The sequence below is a fragment of the Acinetobacter sp. FDAARGOS_724 genome (assembly GCF_013364475.1).
In the GTDB taxonomy this organism is placed as follows: domain Bacteria; phylum Pseudomonadota; class Gammaproteobacteria; order Pseudomonadales; family Moraxellaceae; genus Acinetobacter; species Acinetobacter variabilis.
In genome coordinates, this window is record NZ_CP054908.1 from 1780827 (window position 1) to 1795707 (window position 14881).

Genomic DNA, 14881 nt, shown 5'->3' on the forward strand with positions numbered 1-14881 from the left:
TTCCACAATTTTCCCCAAGGTATAACCAAAAAGACGACATTATTTTTAAAGTTGTCGTAAATATCAGATGAGAATTATAGAAGTAAGTAGTGATAAAATAGAACTAATATTTAGTTTAAGTGTATGTTTTTTAATGATAAATAATTATTGAAAATAATTTTAAATGTGATGCGGATTGAGTTAATTTTTATTTGTTTTAATTAGGCCGCAGTTTAAAAATAGCCTCGACCCGAGCTGAAATTTCATGTTCTATCAGTTTTGACTTCAAACTTGAGCAGGGCCAGCGCAATTCTTTCTACATGTTGATAAGCAGGTTGCTCTAACTCTTCACCAAAAATATCCGGATCAATTTCCTCATAAGACCAGTCAATATTTTGATGCTGCTTCATCAAAGCTTCCAGATGCTGCAAGAAGCGATTGCCATCCTGACAAATAGTGACGCCAGTGTATAAAAATAGACGTCCATCTGGACTGAGTCGCTGTAAACCCTGTTTGATAATCTTAAAAGACAATTCATTGCCATCCAGTTCATTGCCTCCATGACGGTATTGCCGTTGATCTGGATCAATTAAATAAGGGGGATTGGCAAAAATCAGGTCGAACTGGCCTTCAAGATCAGAAAATAAATTACTCTGCACAGGATGAATCGTATCAAAACCTGAAAAATTGATATTAATCTGGCTATAGAGAAGAGCTTTCGGATTCAGATCTGCGACAAAGATTTTCTCATGATCTGGAAAATGTTTAGCCATATGAATTGCAGCAGCAGAAGCGCCACAGCATATTTCAGCCGCCCGTTTAAAAGAATTGGCTTGGCAAGATAAATACTGCTTTAAATGATAGGCAAAGCGGTAAGTATCAGGACCAAAAAAAACAGCGTCCTGTTGGGTCGTAGGAAAGGCTGAGTGAATAAATAATTTGTCTTCGAGTGAAGCGACTCTGATCAGACTTTTATATGCATTATTCTTAACTTCTAGAAGCTGATGTTCTAATAATAATGAAAAAAGAACAGGATCAAGATCGGTAATTGTAAATTCCAGATTCCAGCCAAAGATATCCTGTAGGGTTTTCTGTTTATTTTTTTCGCTTCTTTTACGATCCAGAATCCGTTGATGAGAAAGTGGGGTAATGGCGGTAAACTGATATTGCTGTTGTTTTAAAAAGTCTAATAAAAAGTGCAGAGCTTGTTGCTGGCTATTTTGAATTTCTAAAATCTGGTTCATTAGATGTGCTCTTCGGTTTATTCAGAATAAATGAAAAGGTGCATACACCTGTTTAATCTATACAAGATAATGACCAGAACAGCCATTCGCTATATTGATTCAATCAAAATGGATCAGCTCAATCTTCGCCCAAAATTTACTGTTGTTCGGTAAAAAACTGATGTGAATTGGTTTAATTTGTATAGCGGTATTTTGAAGTTCAAATCCTTATAAAGAATGAATCACTTTTATTTTTATATGTTTTCTATAAAAATGCCGACTGATCAAAATGATAAGTCGGCATAGACTGAATATAAATAGAAGTTTTAATGAGCAGCTTTTGGTAAATCAAACCAGATCACTTGAGCATCTTCAATTGCTTTAATTTCTGCATCATCCATAAAGGCAATCGCACCACCAGCTTCAACTGTATATTCTGCAATTTGTACTGAGCCAGAAATCACATGTACATAATTGATATGCTGAGTCGCTTTGATGTCCAGACTTTGGCCTTGATGGATCACGGCTGTTTTGACTTCTGCATTTTGACGAATGTGCATGGGTGCATTGTCATTCGGTCCACAGATTAAATGCCATTGATTCGGTTGTTCTTTGGCATCCAGACGAATTTGCTGATAATTCGGCTGAGCATCACGTTCATTCGGAATGATCCAGATTTGCAGGAGATGTACCTGTTCATCACCCTGGTTCATTTCACTATGACGTACACCGGTTCCGGCACTCATCAATTGCCATTCACCTGCTGCAATACCGCCATGATTGCCCATACTGTCCTGATGAGTAATCGTACCTTTCAATACACAGGTCAGGATTTCCATATTGTCATGCGGATGGGTACCAAAGCCCTGATGTGCATCAATCAGGTCGTCATTAATGACACGTAAAGCACTCACGCCCATATAGTTCGGATTGTACCAGTTGCCAAATGAGAAGCTGTGTCTAGATTCCAGCCAGCCCATTTTTACATGACCACGATTTTCACTTGGATGTAGAAAAGCTTTCATGGGTTTATCTCACTTTAATTTTTAACTTGAGATCATCATACCGTTGTTTTAATTCTTAAAAAATCATAAACAGGCGACAGATCATTGCATTTTTGCAACGATACAAAAAGGATGTAAGTACAAAAAAGCCCACTCGAAAGTGGGCTTAAGCATTTAAATAAAGATTATTCAAGGAAACGGACAGTTACACCTGATTTCACTTTACGGCCTAAATCATTCGCATCCCAGTTGGTCAGACGGATACAACCGTGTGATGCAGTTTTAGAGATTGCCGATGGATTCGGTGTACCGTGAATACCAAATGATTTTTTGCTTAAACCGATCCAGATATTACCTACAGGACCGTTTGGACCAGGTGGTAAAGAAAGTGGTTTCTTGTTATTGCCTTGAACAAAGTTAGATGGCGAGTAGCTATACCATGGGTTTTTCGCTACGCCAGTCACCTTATAAGTTCCTGTTGGCGATGGAGTACTTGAACTACCAATCGTTGCCGGGAAAGAAGCGATCATCTGGTTGCGGCTATTGAACAGATAAAGCTGCTTGGCGCCTTTATGCGCCACAATCAAATGAATATCTTCAGGAACTTCATTGCGGATATTGGCAACAATCAGCTTTTCCCCAGCTTTCTTAAAGGTAGCTTTTGGATTTAACTTTTTCAAAAAGCCTTCATCCATATGGAATTTTTCACCCAGCATTTCAGTTACGCGAGTGTAATACAAACCTTTCATTTTTGCCTGTAAGGCATAGTCAGAAGGAATAGACTCGGCATAAGGACCTTTTAGGTCTTCTTCAGTGATGGTGTATTCCACAAAAGCAGGCTTAGAACCCTGTTTAGCCAATAGGGCATCCCAAGTTTCCTGAGTTAACGTACCTGTTGGTTTAATACCATTCATTTGCTGGAAAGATGCGATCGCTTTCAACGTATTTTTACCGCTAGTACCGTCAATCGCACCTGGAGAAGCATGGGCATTATTCAACATGACATGCGCACGTGCATACACCGGAAATTGGCCCTTACCAATATCTTCATACCAGCTTGCATTATTAAGGCCATCTAAAGTCCAAGATGCTTTCGCAGCAGCAGAATTCGTCGGTACTTTAGTCTTGGTTGAAGCAGCACCGATATCGGCCGTCTGGTCTTCAGTATTTTGTAATAAATCTAATGCTTCAGAAGCTTTCTTCAGATCTTGTTGTTCTTGAGCACTAATTCGAGTTTCTGCTTGTGCTGCCGAAGCTTCAGTCGCTAAAGGATCAATCGGATCCTGTACCGCAACATCAGTGACAACTTGGGGATTTAATGGTTGTTCAGCAGTAGACGCAGCGAAAACAGTACCTGCGAAAATGCAACCTAGACTCACAGCGAGCATTGTGCGAACGAACATGTAACTCAACCTTAAAAATATTTCGTTAACTATGTGAAAAAACACTATAAGTATTACAGAAAAAATGTGGAGATGCAGTAGTTCTTTTGTGTAATTCCTCACATTTGATCACTTAACATGATCGGTTTTTAAAGTCATGAGAAGTTATTCAAAATGCAGTCATTTTGTTATGATGTGGGCAATATCAAAGATAGATAGGAAAGTGAATGACGACCTTAAAAAATGATCGTTTTCTGCGCGCATTGTTACGTGAACCTGTAGATACTACCCCTGTATGGATGATGCGTCAGGCAGGCCGTTATTTACCAGAATATCGAGAAACACGTGCCAAAGCAGGGGATTTCCTTTCTCTTTGCAAAAATACTGACTTTGCCTGTGAAGTGACTTTGCAGCCTTTACGCCGTTATGAGCTGGATGCGGCCATTTTATTTTCGGACATTCTGACTGTTCCGGATGCTTTAGGTCTGGGTCTTTATTTTGAAGCAGGTGAAGGTCCGAAATTCCACAAAACTGTGCGGACTGAACAGGATGTGGCTAATTTACCCAAATTTAATGCCAAGTCTGACCTTGATTATGTAATGAATGCAGTATCGACTATTCGTTCAGCTTTGGGTGGACAAGTACCATTGATCGGCTTCTCCGGCAGCCCGTGGACCTTGGCAACGTATATGGTTGAAGGGGGTTCGAGCAAAGACTTCCGCTTCACTAAAAACATGATGTACGCACAGCCAGAAGTTCTGCATGCTTTATTAGAGCGTTTAGCAGATGCCGTGACTGAATATCTGAATGCACAGATTGATGCCGGTGCTCAGGCAGTGCAGATCTTTGATAGCTGGGGCGGAGCACTTGCTCATCGTGAATATATTGAATTTTCACTTAATTATATGCAAAAAATCGTGGCAGGTTTGCAGCGTGAAAAAGATGGCCGCAAGATTCCAGTGATTCTGTTTACTAAAGGTGGTGGTCAATGGCTAGAGCCAATGGTTGCGACCGGTGCAGATGCTTTTGGTCTGGACTGGACCACACCGCTCAATGTTGCACGCCAGACTGTTGTAGGTCGTGCTGCGTTACAAGGTAACCTGGATCCGGCGACTTTATATGGCACTCCGGACGCGATTGCTAAAGCGACCAAGTTGATGCTGGATGATGCCTATGCCAATGGTGAAACAACCGGTTATGTAGCCAACTTAGGTCATGGCATTACCCAGTGGGTGGATCCAGCCAATCCTAAAGTATTTATTGATACCGTACATGAGTACAGCGCTAAATATCTTTAGGATGTAAACCTTGATCGACTTTTTTAAATCAGGGTTTGAATTTACCTATAAGGCAGCTTCGGCTGCCTTATTTGGGATTCTGCTCCTGCTTGCTTTTGCACAAACTGCATCAATGGGTAGTGAACTTTTTTACGGTTTCTACCGCTATGACTATCTATTATTTTTCGCTTTACTGATTCAGGTAGTATTGCTCTATACCAAACTAGAATCCTGGGCCGAAGCCAAAGTAATTGCCTTATTCCATATCATGGCGATGGTCATGGAAATTTTCCTGACCCATCCGGCAATTGCATCCTGGCAATATCCACAACCTGCAATTTTTAAAATACTGACTGTGCCTTTATTTGCTGGCTTTATGTATTCAGCTGTCGGCAGTTTTTTTGCACGTTCCTTACGCTTATACCAAGTCTCATTTGAAAAATTGCCGCGCTTTAGCCATATGCTGGCTTTGGCAGTACTGTCCTACATCAACTTTATGAGTAAATTCTTCATTCCGGACTATCGCTTGCTGTTATTTGTCTGGAGTGTAGTGATGTTCTGGAAAACCAGAATTCGGTTTCAGTTGAATCAGCACGCTTTTCAGCTACCGATGTTGCCTGTCTTGTTGATCTTGGCGTTTATTATCTGGGTGGCAGAGAATATCAGTACCTTTTATCAGATCTGGTTATATCCAAGCCAGGTAGAAAAATGGCATATGGTCGGTTGGGGCAAACTCGGTTCCTGGTATTTACTTTTATTGCTCAGTCTGGTGCTGGTATTAAAGATTTTAGGACAGCGTAATTCTCAAGGTAACTGGAGCCTAAAAACCCGGTAAAACTATTCTGTTTATCCTTATGTAAATCACACAGTTTTTTCATTGCGCCAAATTAGACTTCCCGCTACTCTTCTGAATGTGTAATGAAGATTACATCATTAGCGTAATAACAAAAGATGCATGAGAATAACCGGAGAATAAGTATGTTAAAAAAGATTATGCTCGCTGTGGTATTGGCAACGGGTTCTGGTATGGCGATGGCGGATAGAGATGTAGGTTGTGGTATTGGTAGCCAGGTATGGGCAGGCCAGTCAGGCATTATTCCTAAGCTGCTTGCAGGTACAACAAACGTGCTATTCACTAACCAGTGGCTAGGTATTACTTTCGGTACTTTAGGATGTAGCCAGGGCGGTACAGTAACGGCTCAAGTCGTGACTTTCACCAATGAAAATGCTGAAGCATTGGCACGTGATATGGCCGTAGGTGAAGGTGAAAGCCTGAACGTACTGGCTGAACTGCTAAATATCAAGGCAGAAGACAAAGCACGTTTCTTCACTGTATCCAAGCAGAATTTCTCTGAAATCTATTCAGAAGAAAACCAAAATACTTTACAAGTGTTAAGTACTCTACAAACAGTCATGGCTAAAGATGAAGTATTAAAAGCTTATATCTAAGTATCGCTGTAAAAACCCTGCTGTCCTGGCAGGGTTTTCTTGTAAATAAAAATTGAAAAGAACCGTAGACTGAATGAAATATGCTTTTTTGCTCTCAGCTTTGCTGTGGAGTCCCCTGAGTTTTGCGTCCGAAATTTCTCCAGATATTCAAGCTTATCTAGAACAAGCCACACAAAAAAAATTGCACCAGACCGCGACCTGGCAACGTTTGATGTATGCCAATGCTGAAGGAAAAAGTGAAGTCAGTTATGCTGGCTATTTTCTGGCAAAGCAGGGCAAGACAGATCTGCAGCTTGAATTAAAGCAAAATATACAGGCATTGTTTGAGCCCGCAGAACCCAATCAATCTGTACGATGTAAATTCCCGGCACGTAGTCAGTGGTTAATGCAACAGCTGAATATTTCTGAACAGCAATTGCCTGAAGCGAGTTGCCCGGATTTTGAGCGCTGGATGAATGAAGTTAAGCCTTATCAGGCGACCCTGATTTATGCCACCGATTATATGGGCAATCCCAGCTCCATGTTTGGTCATACTTTGCTGCGTCTGGATCCCAAAGACCAGCAGCAACTGAATCTGGTGTCTTATGCGGTCAATTATGCAGCCACAGTCGACAGCAATGATAACTGGTCCTTTGCCTGGAAAGGGCTGACCGGCCAATATCCGGGTGAATATTCCTTGATGCCTTATTACCGAAAAGTCAAGGAATATGGTGACTTTGAAAGCCGTGATTTATGGGAATATGAACTTAATCTGACGCCTGAAGAAACCGGATTTTTGGTGAAGCATCTCTGGGAAATGCAACAGGTAAGTTTCCCTTATTATTTCATTAATGATAACTGTGCCTATCGTCTATTAGGGCTTTTTGATCTGGTGCGTCCTGAACTGAACTTGCAGCAGCAATTCGATACCGCCGCAATTCCAGTCGAAACCTTAAAAGTAGTGGAACAGCAGGGACTGATCAGGAAGAAGACTTACCGTCCGGCCCTGGAAACTCAATTGCTGGCTCAAGCCCAGCAACATGGCGAATCCTTGGCAAAAACTGCACATCAGGTAGGGTATGCAGAAACCTCTGAAATGGAAGCCATGTTGCAAAATTATCCGGCTGAAGATCAGGCCAAGATTCTGGAAATGGCCTACGACCATTTATATCTGGATTTTCTTCGTCAAGAAGTAGATGAATCTTTTGCCCAGCCACGCTTTCGCAAATTATTGGGCCTAAGAAGTCAGTTGGCGATAGACAAACAGCGTCAGCAGCCAGAGCGTCCAAAAATAGATCCGGTTCAAAGCCATCATGCCCGAAATATCGTTCTTGAAACTGGGCAAGTACAGGGTGAGACTTTTGTGCAGCTTGGTCATCGTCAGGCTTATCATGACCTTATGGATCCGCAAGGCGGGCTGCGTACAGGAACCCAATTATTATTCCTGGATGGTGCATTGCAATACCGTGATGACCGCGTGAAGCTGGAGCACCTGGATCTGCTTACAGTGAATTCCTATAACCCGATCAATGCGTTTAAAGCGCCGTTATCTTGGGGTTTTAGTTTGGGCTGGAAACAGGAAGCACTGGATCAGCATGGCCAGTTTAGTACCGAGCAACAGCATGGTGTAGCCAATTTTCAGGTTCAGGGTGGCTATAGCTGGGCAAATGAAGCACGTGAACATCTCTGCTATGTGCAATTACAAAATCATGTGCAGGCCGGAAAAGCGCTAGACAAAGGATGGCGTATCGGTATGGGGCCAATGGTGGGTTGCCAGAATATCTGGACGGATCAGATCAATAGTCTGGTACAGGTGGAATTGCCATATTGGGAAGACTCTCATCAGTGGCAGCTAAAGTTGAAAAGCCAGCTGCAATATGCATGGAATACACAAAATGCCATTCGGGCGGGTTGGGAATATCAGCAACAGGAATCGAAAGACTGGGAAAAATGGAGTCTGGGCTTAGTCCATTATTTTTAATTTAGCTAACATAACCTCGAATATAGAGTAAATGAAGTTTATAGATCAAATGACTTATATTTGAATGTTTAAAATAAATTCATGTTCGGAGACTTCTACCGATATTATCAAAGATTGTATTCAATAATTGGGTTAAAATGCCTGAATATTATTGTATTTATCACATAATATCACTGCGAATCGCAAAGTATCGGGAAAAGTTATATGAATAATGAGTGTATGGCTATGCTGGCGGAACAGTGGGAGCAGATCTGTCAAAATTATTCATCGGATGATTTGCTACACGCATTTCAGTTTATTCAAGACCACTCTTTGGTACTGGTAGAAGAATTCTATAAAAATATGCTTCTGGAAAAAGAAGCATCTCAATATTTTACTGATGAGCTGATTCAGCAGCGTTTACGAGATACTTTACATCAATGGCTTTCAGAAAGTTTTAGTGTGGCGCTGAATAAGCGTTATGCAGAGGCCGTGCAAAAACAGAATATCGTTGGACATGTGCATGCACGCGTCGGGATTCCATCCTGGCTGATTATGCGTGGTGTTCGAGAAATTCAGCGCAAAATGTTTGAATTGCTAAGTTTAAATCCGCAGCCAAACATGCTCACTACCTGTAGTTATATTGTACAAATCATGGGGTTTGCCACTGAAATTATGTGTCGTTCCTATGAGGCGAAATCAGTTCAGAATCAGGAAATGAAGCACAGTTACCGGGTATTTTCTGCAATGCAGGATGTCGCGGTACAAAAAGATAAGCAGCGCAGTTCATTGCTGGATTGGGAAAATGAACTGATGTTCAAGGTCTTTTCTGGCACTACAGGCATTAGACATCAAATGCTGTCCAAGTCAGAATTTGGCTTATGGTTTATTCATAAGGCGTCTTATGCTTTTACCGGTTCTGATCAGGTCGATTTAATTATCGAGCAAATTTATCAGATCGATACGCTAAATCAGGCAGTACTGGAATGTACTGAAAAAGATCAGATGCTGAATCTGATTCAAAGTATTCGTGACTTAAACCGTGAAATACAGCACCTGATCGATCAATTATTTCAGGTTGCAGATTATATCGAATCTGGAAATGACTCGTTAACCCAGTTATTGAATCGCCGTTATTTAAATACCATTATTTCACGTGAAATTAACTTTTCTCGTGATAACCAGACACCATTATCCTTGCTAGCGATTGATGCCGATTTCTTCAAAGCCATTAATGATAAATATGGTCATGCAGCCGGCGATCTGGCCTTAAAATTTATTGCTGATGCCCTACAGAAATACATTCAGGGTAGTGACTATGCATTCCGTGTCGGTGGTGAGGAATTCCTGCTGCTGCTGGTCGATTCCGATGAAAGACGCGCGCTGAACATTGCTGAAAATATCCGTAAATATGTAGAGCATGGCTTGATCAATACGGCTCAAGGACAGCAATTCAGACTCACAGTTAGTATTGGCTGTGCGTTATTTGATGGTCATCCGGATTACCAAAGATTTCTGGATGCTGCAGATGCTGCATTGTATATGGCTAAAAATACGGGGCGTAACCGGGTCTATCTGGCGCAACCTTCTCAAATTCAGGGCGCACAAAAAGCGTCTGTCTAATTTAAAATTTGCTGCTGAATCGCAGCCTGAAATTGCTGTTTTTGCCGCACATATTCGGGATGGATTTTGGCTTCATCCCATTTTTGTTTAAATATTTTGGCTGCAGCAGCTTTAACCGGATCTTCAGAACTGCGCGGCAATTCCTCACGCCCATGTGCACCGCTTAAGCCTTTTTTATCATCTGGAACTGGACCATCATATTTTTTGCCGCCTTTGTGATTGGCATAACGCCGGGCGCGGGTATAACCCATTTGTAAAAACTTGCGTGCCATATCGGCCCCGACAAAATCTTCCTGTTTTAAATATTCCAGAAATAGAGCATAAATTTTTTCACTACTGACTTGGGCTTTTTCAGCATCTGCAAAACGCCAGTGGGGCAGGATTTCCGACTTATAAGGTTCTACTAAAAGCACGCCTTGCTCACCGCGTCCAATCCGGTATAAGTCCGGACGTTTACGGAAATCAATTTTCTTAAAATCCAGACTATAGTCAAAACTATTTGAATGAACACGTGAAGGGCGTTTAGGCGGATCAGGCTGCTTTTTACTCATGGCTGTTTCCAGAATTTATATACTTGGATCATGCAGACTTCTAAACAAAAGGTCTGTATTTAAACATGGCAGGAAATGTAGTCAGGAAATTAATTATGCAGCATCAATCTGTTTATTTTTTAAAGGAAGGAAACTAGGGTGTGTTGACACTTTTAGCTTAAAAAATAGCGAAGTAGTAAAATCAAATCGCCAAACCCAATTTTACTATTCGCTATGCCTCGTACCATGCTGACAGATCAACACTGGCAAAAGTTGAAAACTATTTTGCGTAATTTATCTATTCATCACAACTCAAATTTACGTAATTTTATTGAAGCTATTCTCTATAGAATTAGAATAGGCTGTCCGTGGCGAGATATTCCTTCCTATCTCGGTCAATCAAACTCTATTTTCAAACGTTTTAATCGTTGGTCAAGCAGTGGTAAGTTGCTTAGATTATTCAAATTATTAGCATCATGCCCCGATATGGAGTGGATTTTTATTGATGGCTCTCACGTACGTGCTCATCAACATTCTGCCGGTATAGCGAATCAATCCATTTCTAAAAGTGTAGGAGGAAACTCCTCAAAAATACATTTGATTGTTGATGCAAATGGCAATCCTGTTGATTTCATGATTACCGATGGAACCACACATGACGTCAAAGTTGCACCTGATTTAATATCAACATTAGACTTAAAAGAGACAAAAGTGGTCTGCGCAGATAAAGGCTATGATTCAGAACCACTGCGTGAACAGATCAGAAAAACAGGGACAAAAGCGAATATACCAAAGAAAATAAATAGCCAATCGAACAATGATCATATGGACTGGTATTTATATAAAATCAGGCATTTAGTTGAAAATATGTTTTGTAGATTAAAGCAATTTAGAGGAATAGCTACTCGATATGACAAGCTCAAAAGAAATTATCAAAGTTCTGTTGCCTTAGCCTGTATATTTTTATGGCTACCTTTATAGGTTTAATTATGAACAGTAAATGTCAACAGACCCTAAGTTAATAAGATAAATTTTTGAAAAGAATGTAGGAATTAAATTTTAAGAAATTGAGTGAATACGTAGAAAAGTTAAGGAATTGATCGCAAAATTCCTTAACTGATGAAGATATTAAACTCGTACTTATGTTTTAACTTTCTACCACGACATAATATTTTTTAACGGCTTTAACCACTTCAAAAGTGCCAACAAAACCGGGTGGAATAATGCCAGCTTCACCTGCCTTGATTTCAACAAAGGATTGTCCTTGAGCATCATGTAAACGGACGATCCCTTCGATTATCTGAAAGAATTCCTGTTTATTTTCAGCGAATACGATATTCCAGGCACCCACTTCACATTGCCAGATCCCGCAATCCATATTGGGATGTTGATAGGCACTCTGGGTCAAGCGTTTAGGATTACCTTTAACCAGCCGGTCTGGACGTGGATAATCGATACTTTCTTCAGCCTGACCTAAACCTCGACCCGCAATCCAAATAGATGACATTTTCATAACCTCATCGTGTAAAAAAGCCCCAATATCAATTGAGGCTTTCATTTATGAATCTATATTAATAACTTTCTGGTACAGCGCCTAAAAACTCACGGCGGACTTCTTTATCTGTTTTAAAGTCACCGATAAATGACACCGTACGCGTTGTTGATTCCTGTTTGCTAACACCACGCATCATCATACACATATGTGCTGAATCAATCATCACGGCTACACCACGTGCATTGGTGACTTCAGCAACCGCTTCTGCGATTTGCTGGGTCAGATTTTCTTGGATCTGCAAACGACGGGCAAACATTTCAGTAATACGTGCAAATTTAGACAGCCCCAATACTTTGCCTTCAGGTAAATAGGCAATATGTACACGACCATAAAATGGCAATAAATGGTGTTCGCAGAGTGAATAAAATTCGATATTTTTCACTAAAACCATTTCACGGTTATCTGATGGAAAAACCGCACTATTGGTCACTTCTTCCAGAGTCTGGCTATACCCTGAGGTTAAATACGAAAACGCTTTCGCAGCACGCACGGGCGTATCTTTGAGACCAGGGCGATTGAGATCTTCACCAACGGCAGTAAGAATGTTTGCGTAAGATTGCTGCATAGTCATATGACGTATTCACTTAAACTGAGAATGAACAAGGACGGCATTGTAGCAGAAATCTTTTACAATGCCTTGTTTTGGGGGTAAATCCGCTTACTGTTTAAACTTTGGATTTTTTTCTGCACGTTTTAGCAAAACTAAAACTGCACCAGTGCCACCCTGTTTTTCAGGAGCACTGACAAAGGCCAGAACATCACGGTGCTGACGTAGCCAGCCGTTGACATAAGTTTTTAAGATTGCTTCTGGCCCTTTGCCATGTACAATCTTGATCACGTTCTGGTTTTCATCTTTGGCGATCTGGATAATCTGAAGCACAGCCTGACGTGCTTCTTCTACCGTACAACCATGCAGGTCGACAGCTTCAAACCAGCGCAGATTTCCCGCTTTCAGATCTTCAAAAACCTTATGCTGTAACGTCGCAATGCGGTAGCTTAAGCTCGCCTGACTGCCAACCGGATTGAGCATAGCTTGAGTATCAGACAGAACAGTTTCATCGGTATGCATTGGACCTTCGGCAGCGGCACGCTTGGCCAAGGTTTGTGCATCGACTTTTTTCTTGGGAGATTTTTCAATTTTCGCAATATTGCCGGCATCAATTTTTTGTACGCCTTGCATCTGTTTGCGAAATAGATCGAGGTCTTCCGCCTGTTCCTGCTCCGCTGTTTTCACGACAGGGGCAACAGGTTCAGCCTTAGGCTGAGGATAACTAATTTGCTTTTTAAGATCTTTCAGTAAATTGTACTGATCTTTAGAAAGCGAAGAATCGTGTTTGCTCATAATCTGGAAACGGGGGAGATACTGAATTCTATTAAATTATAGTCTTAAATCACTGAAAGGAGAAATGAATTGCACTAAATACAACATATCCTAAACCCAGCTTTAATTTCTGGGTGGTTTTCTAATATTGTATAGCTTGATGAACCTTAAATAGAAAATAATTCATGAATATTCTCCTTTTATTATTTTAACAGTTGCCTCGATGGAACATCTCTCTTTAAATATAAATCAATCAAACCTGGAAAATTAAAAATGAGTTATTCAGGCAGTTGTTTGTGTGGCAATGTCCAGTTCAAAATAAATACGAATATTCAGACCATGTATCATTGTCACTGCAGTTTATGTCGTAAACAGAGTGGTACGGCCGCGAATGCAGCAACTTTAGTTCATCAGCAATATTTTGAATGGACCTCAGGACACGCTTCAATTTCCTGTTATCAAAAAGAGACCGGATTTCGTTCTCATTTTTGTCAACACTGTGGCTCGCCTGTACCGAATCATGTAGGTACAATTGCATTGATCTGGGTTCCTTTAGGGCTTCTGGATCAAGTACCTAAAATTCAGCACAGACTGAATTTTTGTCTGAACTCTAAAGTAGATTGGGCAGATGAAATCAAGGCGGATGAGTACTATTCTGAACTGCCAGAATTTGAAAAATTAATCTCTTATTTTGATCATTCAACTCAGTATTAAATGAATTAGTTAATAGAAAAAAAAGCCCCATGCTGAGCTGGGGCTTTTTTATACTTAATATTTTAAACTGATTCAGGCTCACCGAATAAATCACGGAAAGCATGATCCGGGCGTGGCTGTTTCATGAAACTTTCACCGACCAGGAAAGCATGAATATCATGTTCTTGCATCATCGCAACATCAGCAGGGGTCGCAATACCGCTTTCAGTGACCAGCAGGCGTGAAGGATCCAGTAGTTTTTTCAGACGTAATGATGTATTCAGGTCGACATCAAAAGTTTTTAAATTACGGTTATTCACACCCAGCAGACAACGATCAGAAAGTTTTAAAGCACGCCCTAATTCTTCTTCATCATGCACTTCAACCAGTACATCCAGATTATGCTCAAACGCAGTTTTAGACATTTCCTCTAACTGCTGATCAGAAAGACAGGCCACGATCAGCAAAATACAGTCTGCATGCAGGGCACGCGCTTCAATCACGCCATAAGGATCGATCAGGAAATCTTTACGCAGCGCAGGCAAATCACAGTGTGAACGGGCAATCTGAATATATTCATCAGCACCCTGGAAAAAATCCACGTCAGTTAGTACAGATAAACAGGCAGCGCCGGCATCCTGATATTGCGCCGCAATTTCTGCAGGATTGAAGTTTTCACGAATCACGCCTTTGGACGGAGAAGCCTTTTTAATTTCAGCGATTACACCCGGACGTTTAGATATTAAAGATTGAGCAAAACCACGTACAGGTGTCGCGCCTTGAGCTAACTCTTCTATATCCTTATAGCTTTTCTGCTTAAGACGGAGAGCGAACTCTTCTTTCTTACGATCAACAATTTTACCCAAAATTGTATTTGCAATATCAACCATGATTCAAATTCCTGAC

Annotated in this window: 15 protein-coding genes; 7 read left to right on the plus strand and 8 right to left on the minus strand. The window is 40.9% G+C overall.

Annotation, left to right across the window (positions count from 1 at the left end; translation table 11 throughout):
• Positions 1 to 242: 242 nt before the first annotated feature.
• The 3 genes from FOC32_RS09700 to FOC32_RS09710 all read right to left on the minus strand — a co-directional run bounded on the left by FOC32_RS09700 (position 243) and on the right by FOC32_RS09710 (position 3609).
• Positions 243 to 1223 carry a N5-glutamine methyltransferase family protein gene (locus FOC32_RS09700; RefSeq protein WP_175967224.1) on the minus strand — a complete coding sequence of 327 codons (981 nt, stop codon included), beginning with the start codon at positions 1221 to 1223 and terminating at the stop codon, positions 243 to 245.
• 305 nt (positions 1224 to 1528) lie between these two features.
• The gene (locus FOC32_RS09705) at positions 1529 to 2227 is read right to left on the minus strand and encodes a pirin family protein (RefSeq protein ID WP_175967225.1); all 699 of its coding nucleotides are present in this window, start codon (positions 2225 to 2227) and stop codon (positions 1529 to 1531) included.
• 164 nt (positions 2228 to 2391) lie between these two features.
• On the minus strand, positions 2392 to 3609 hold the full coding sequence (locus tag FOC32_RS09710; RefSeq protein ID WP_175967226.1) for a L,D-transpeptidase family protein: 1218 nt from the start codon (positions 3607 to 3609) through the stop codon (positions 2392 to 2394).
• 206 nt (positions 3610 to 3815) lie between these two features.
• Here FOC32_RS09710 and hemE point away from each other — a divergent pair, with 206 nt between their 5' ends.
• The 5 genes from hemE (at position 3816) to FOC32_RS09735 (ending at position 9876) form a co-directional block, all read left to right on the plus strand.
• On the plus strand, positions 3816 to 4886 hold the full coding sequence (gene hemE, locus FOC32_RS09715) for a uroporphyrinogen decarboxylase (RefSeq protein WP_175967227.1): 1071 nt from the start codon (positions 3816 to 3818) through the stop codon (positions 4884 to 4886).
• A gap of 10 nt (positions 4887 to 4896) precedes the next feature.
• Positions 4897 to 5700 (plus strand): DUF817 family protein, encoded by an 804-nt coding sequence (locus FOC32_RS09720; RefSeq protein ID WP_125278918.1) that lies wholly within the window; start codon positions 4897 to 4899, stop codon positions 5698 to 5700.
• Between the two features lie 143 nt (positions 5701 to 5843).
• The gene (locus FOC32_RS09725; protein WP_004782788.1) at positions 5844 to 6314 is read left to right on the plus strand and encodes a DUF3015 family protein; all 471 of its coding nucleotides are present in this window, start codon (positions 5844 to 5846) and stop codon (positions 6312 to 6314) included.
• 73 nt (positions 6315 to 6387) lie between these two features.
• On the plus strand, positions 6388 to 8274 hold the full coding sequence (locus FOC32_RS09730; protein WP_175967228.1) for a DUF4105 domain-containing protein: 1887 nt from the start codon (positions 6388 to 6390) through the stop codon (positions 8272 to 8274).
• 204 nt (positions 8275 to 8478) lie between these two features.
• On the plus strand, positions 8479 to 9876 hold the full coding sequence (locus FOC32_RS09735; RefSeq protein WP_175967229.1) for a diguanylate cyclase: 1398 nt from the start codon (positions 8479 to 8481) through the stop codon (positions 9874 to 9876).
• On the opposite strand, the gene FOC32_RS09740 is transcribed toward FOC32_RS09735, so the two are convergent.
• A complete protein-coding gene (locus FOC32_RS09740) occupies positions 9873 to 10427 on the minus strand; it encodes a DUF4385 domain-containing protein (RefSeq protein ID WP_175967230.1) in 555 nt (184 codons plus the stop codon). The two genes, FOC32_RS09735 and FOC32_RS09740, sit on opposite strands and share 4 nt — an antisense overlap.
• A gap of 213 nt (positions 10428 to 10640) precedes the next feature.
• On the opposite strand from FOC32_RS09740, the gene FOC32_RS09745 reads away from it, so the two are divergent.
• Entirely contained in the window at positions 10641 to 11387 is a 747-nt protein-coding gene (locus tag FOC32_RS09745) for an IS5 family transposase (protein ID WP_175967231.1), read from the plus strand.
• A 166-nt stretch (positions 11388 to 11553) separates the two neighbouring features.
• On the opposite strand, the gene FOC32_RS09750 is transcribed toward FOC32_RS09745, so the two are convergent.
• From FOC32_RS09750 to FOC32_RS09760, 3 genes are all read right to left on the minus strand, one after another.
• Positions 11554 to 11913 carry a cupin domain-containing protein gene (locus FOC32_RS09750; RefSeq protein ID WP_104427005.1) on the minus strand — a complete coding sequence of 120 codons (360 nt, stop codon included), beginning with the start codon at positions 11911 to 11913 and terminating at the stop codon, positions 11554 to 11556.
• Positions 11914 to 11977: 64 nt separating this feature from the next.
• On the minus strand, positions 11978 to 12526 hold the full coding sequence (gene folE / locus FOC32_RS09755) for a GTP cyclohydrolase I FolE (RefSeq protein WP_175968195.1): 549 nt from the start codon (positions 12524 to 12526) through the stop codon (positions 11978 to 11980).
• 93 nt (positions 12527 to 12619) lie between these two features.
• Entirely contained in the window at positions 12620 to 13303 is a 684-nt protein-coding gene (locus FOC32_RS09760) for a Smr/MutS family protein (RefSeq protein ID WP_175967232.1), read from the minus strand.
• A 252-nt stretch (positions 13304 to 13555) separates the two neighbouring features.
• On the opposite strand from FOC32_RS09760, the gene FOC32_RS09765 reads away from it, so the two are divergent.
• The gene (locus tag FOC32_RS09765; protein ID WP_175967233.1) at positions 13556 to 13996 is read left to right on the plus strand and encodes a GFA family protein; all 441 of its coding nucleotides are present in this window, start codon (positions 13556 to 13558) and stop codon (positions 13994 to 13996) included.
• Between the two features lie 62 nt (positions 13997 to 14058).
• Here the strand turns inward: FOC32_RS09765 and trpC are convergent, their stop codons facing one another.
• Entirely contained in the window at positions 14059 to 14865 is an 807-nt protein-coding gene (trpC, locus tag FOC32_RS09770) for an indole-3-glycerol phosphate synthase TrpC (RefSeq protein WP_175967235.1), read from the minus strand.
• Positions 14866 to 14881: the final 16 nt, after the last annotated feature.

Coding starts and splice junctions, on each gene's coding strand:
- FOC32_RS09700 (WP_175967224.1), bottom strand. CDS start 1,223: ATGAACCAGATTTTAGAAATTCAAAATAGCCAGCAACAAGCTCTGCAC.
- FOC32_RS09705 (WP_175967225.1), bottom strand. CDS start 2,227: ATGAAAGCTTTTCTACATCCAAGTGAAAATCGTGGTCATGTAAAAATG.
- FOC32_RS09710 (WP_175967226.1), bottom strand. CDS start 3,609: ATGTTCGTTCGCACAATGCTCGCTGTGAGTCTAGGTTGCATTTTCGCA.
- hemE (WP_175967227.1), top strand. CDS start 3,816: ATGACGACCTTAAAAAATGATCGTTTTCTGCGCGCATTGTTACGTGAA.
- FOC32_RS09725 (WP_004782788.1), top strand. CDS start 5,844: ATGTTAAAAAAGATTATGCTCGCTGTGGTATTGGCAACGGGTTCTGGT.
- FOC32_RS09730 (WP_175967228.1), top strand. CDS start 6,388: ATGAAATATGCTTTTTTGCTCTCAGCTTTGCTGTGGAGTCCCCTGAGT.
- FOC32_RS09735 (WP_175967229.1), top strand. CDS start 8,479: ATGAATAATGAGTGTATGGCTATGCTGGCGGAACAGTGGGAGCAGATC.
- FOC32_RS09740 (WP_175967230.1), bottom strand. CDS start 10,427: ATGAGTAAAAAGCAGCCTGATCCGCCTAAACGCCCTTCACGTGTTCAT.
- FOC32_RS09745 (WP_175967231.1), top strand. CDS start 10,641: ATGCCTCGTACCATGCTGACAGATCAACACTGGCAAAAGTTGAAAACT.
- FOC32_RS09750 (WP_104427005.1), bottom strand. CDS start 11,913: ATGTCATCTATTTGGATTGCGGGTCGAGGTTTAGGTCAGGCTGAAGAA.
- folE (WP_175968195.1), bottom strand. CDS start 12,526: ATGCAGCAATCTTACGCAAACATTCTTACTGCCGTTGGTGAAGATCTC.
- FOC32_RS09760 (WP_175967232.1), bottom strand. CDS start 13,303: ATGAGCAAACACGATTCTTCGCTTTCTAAAGATCAGTACAATTTACTG.
- FOC32_RS09765 (WP_175967233.1), top strand. CDS start 13,556: ATGAGTTATTCAGGCAGTTGTTTGTGTGGCAATGTCCAGTTCAAAATA.
- trpC (WP_175967235.1), bottom strand. CDS start 14,865: ATGGTTGATATTGCAAATACAATTTTGGGTAAAATTGTTGATCGTAAG.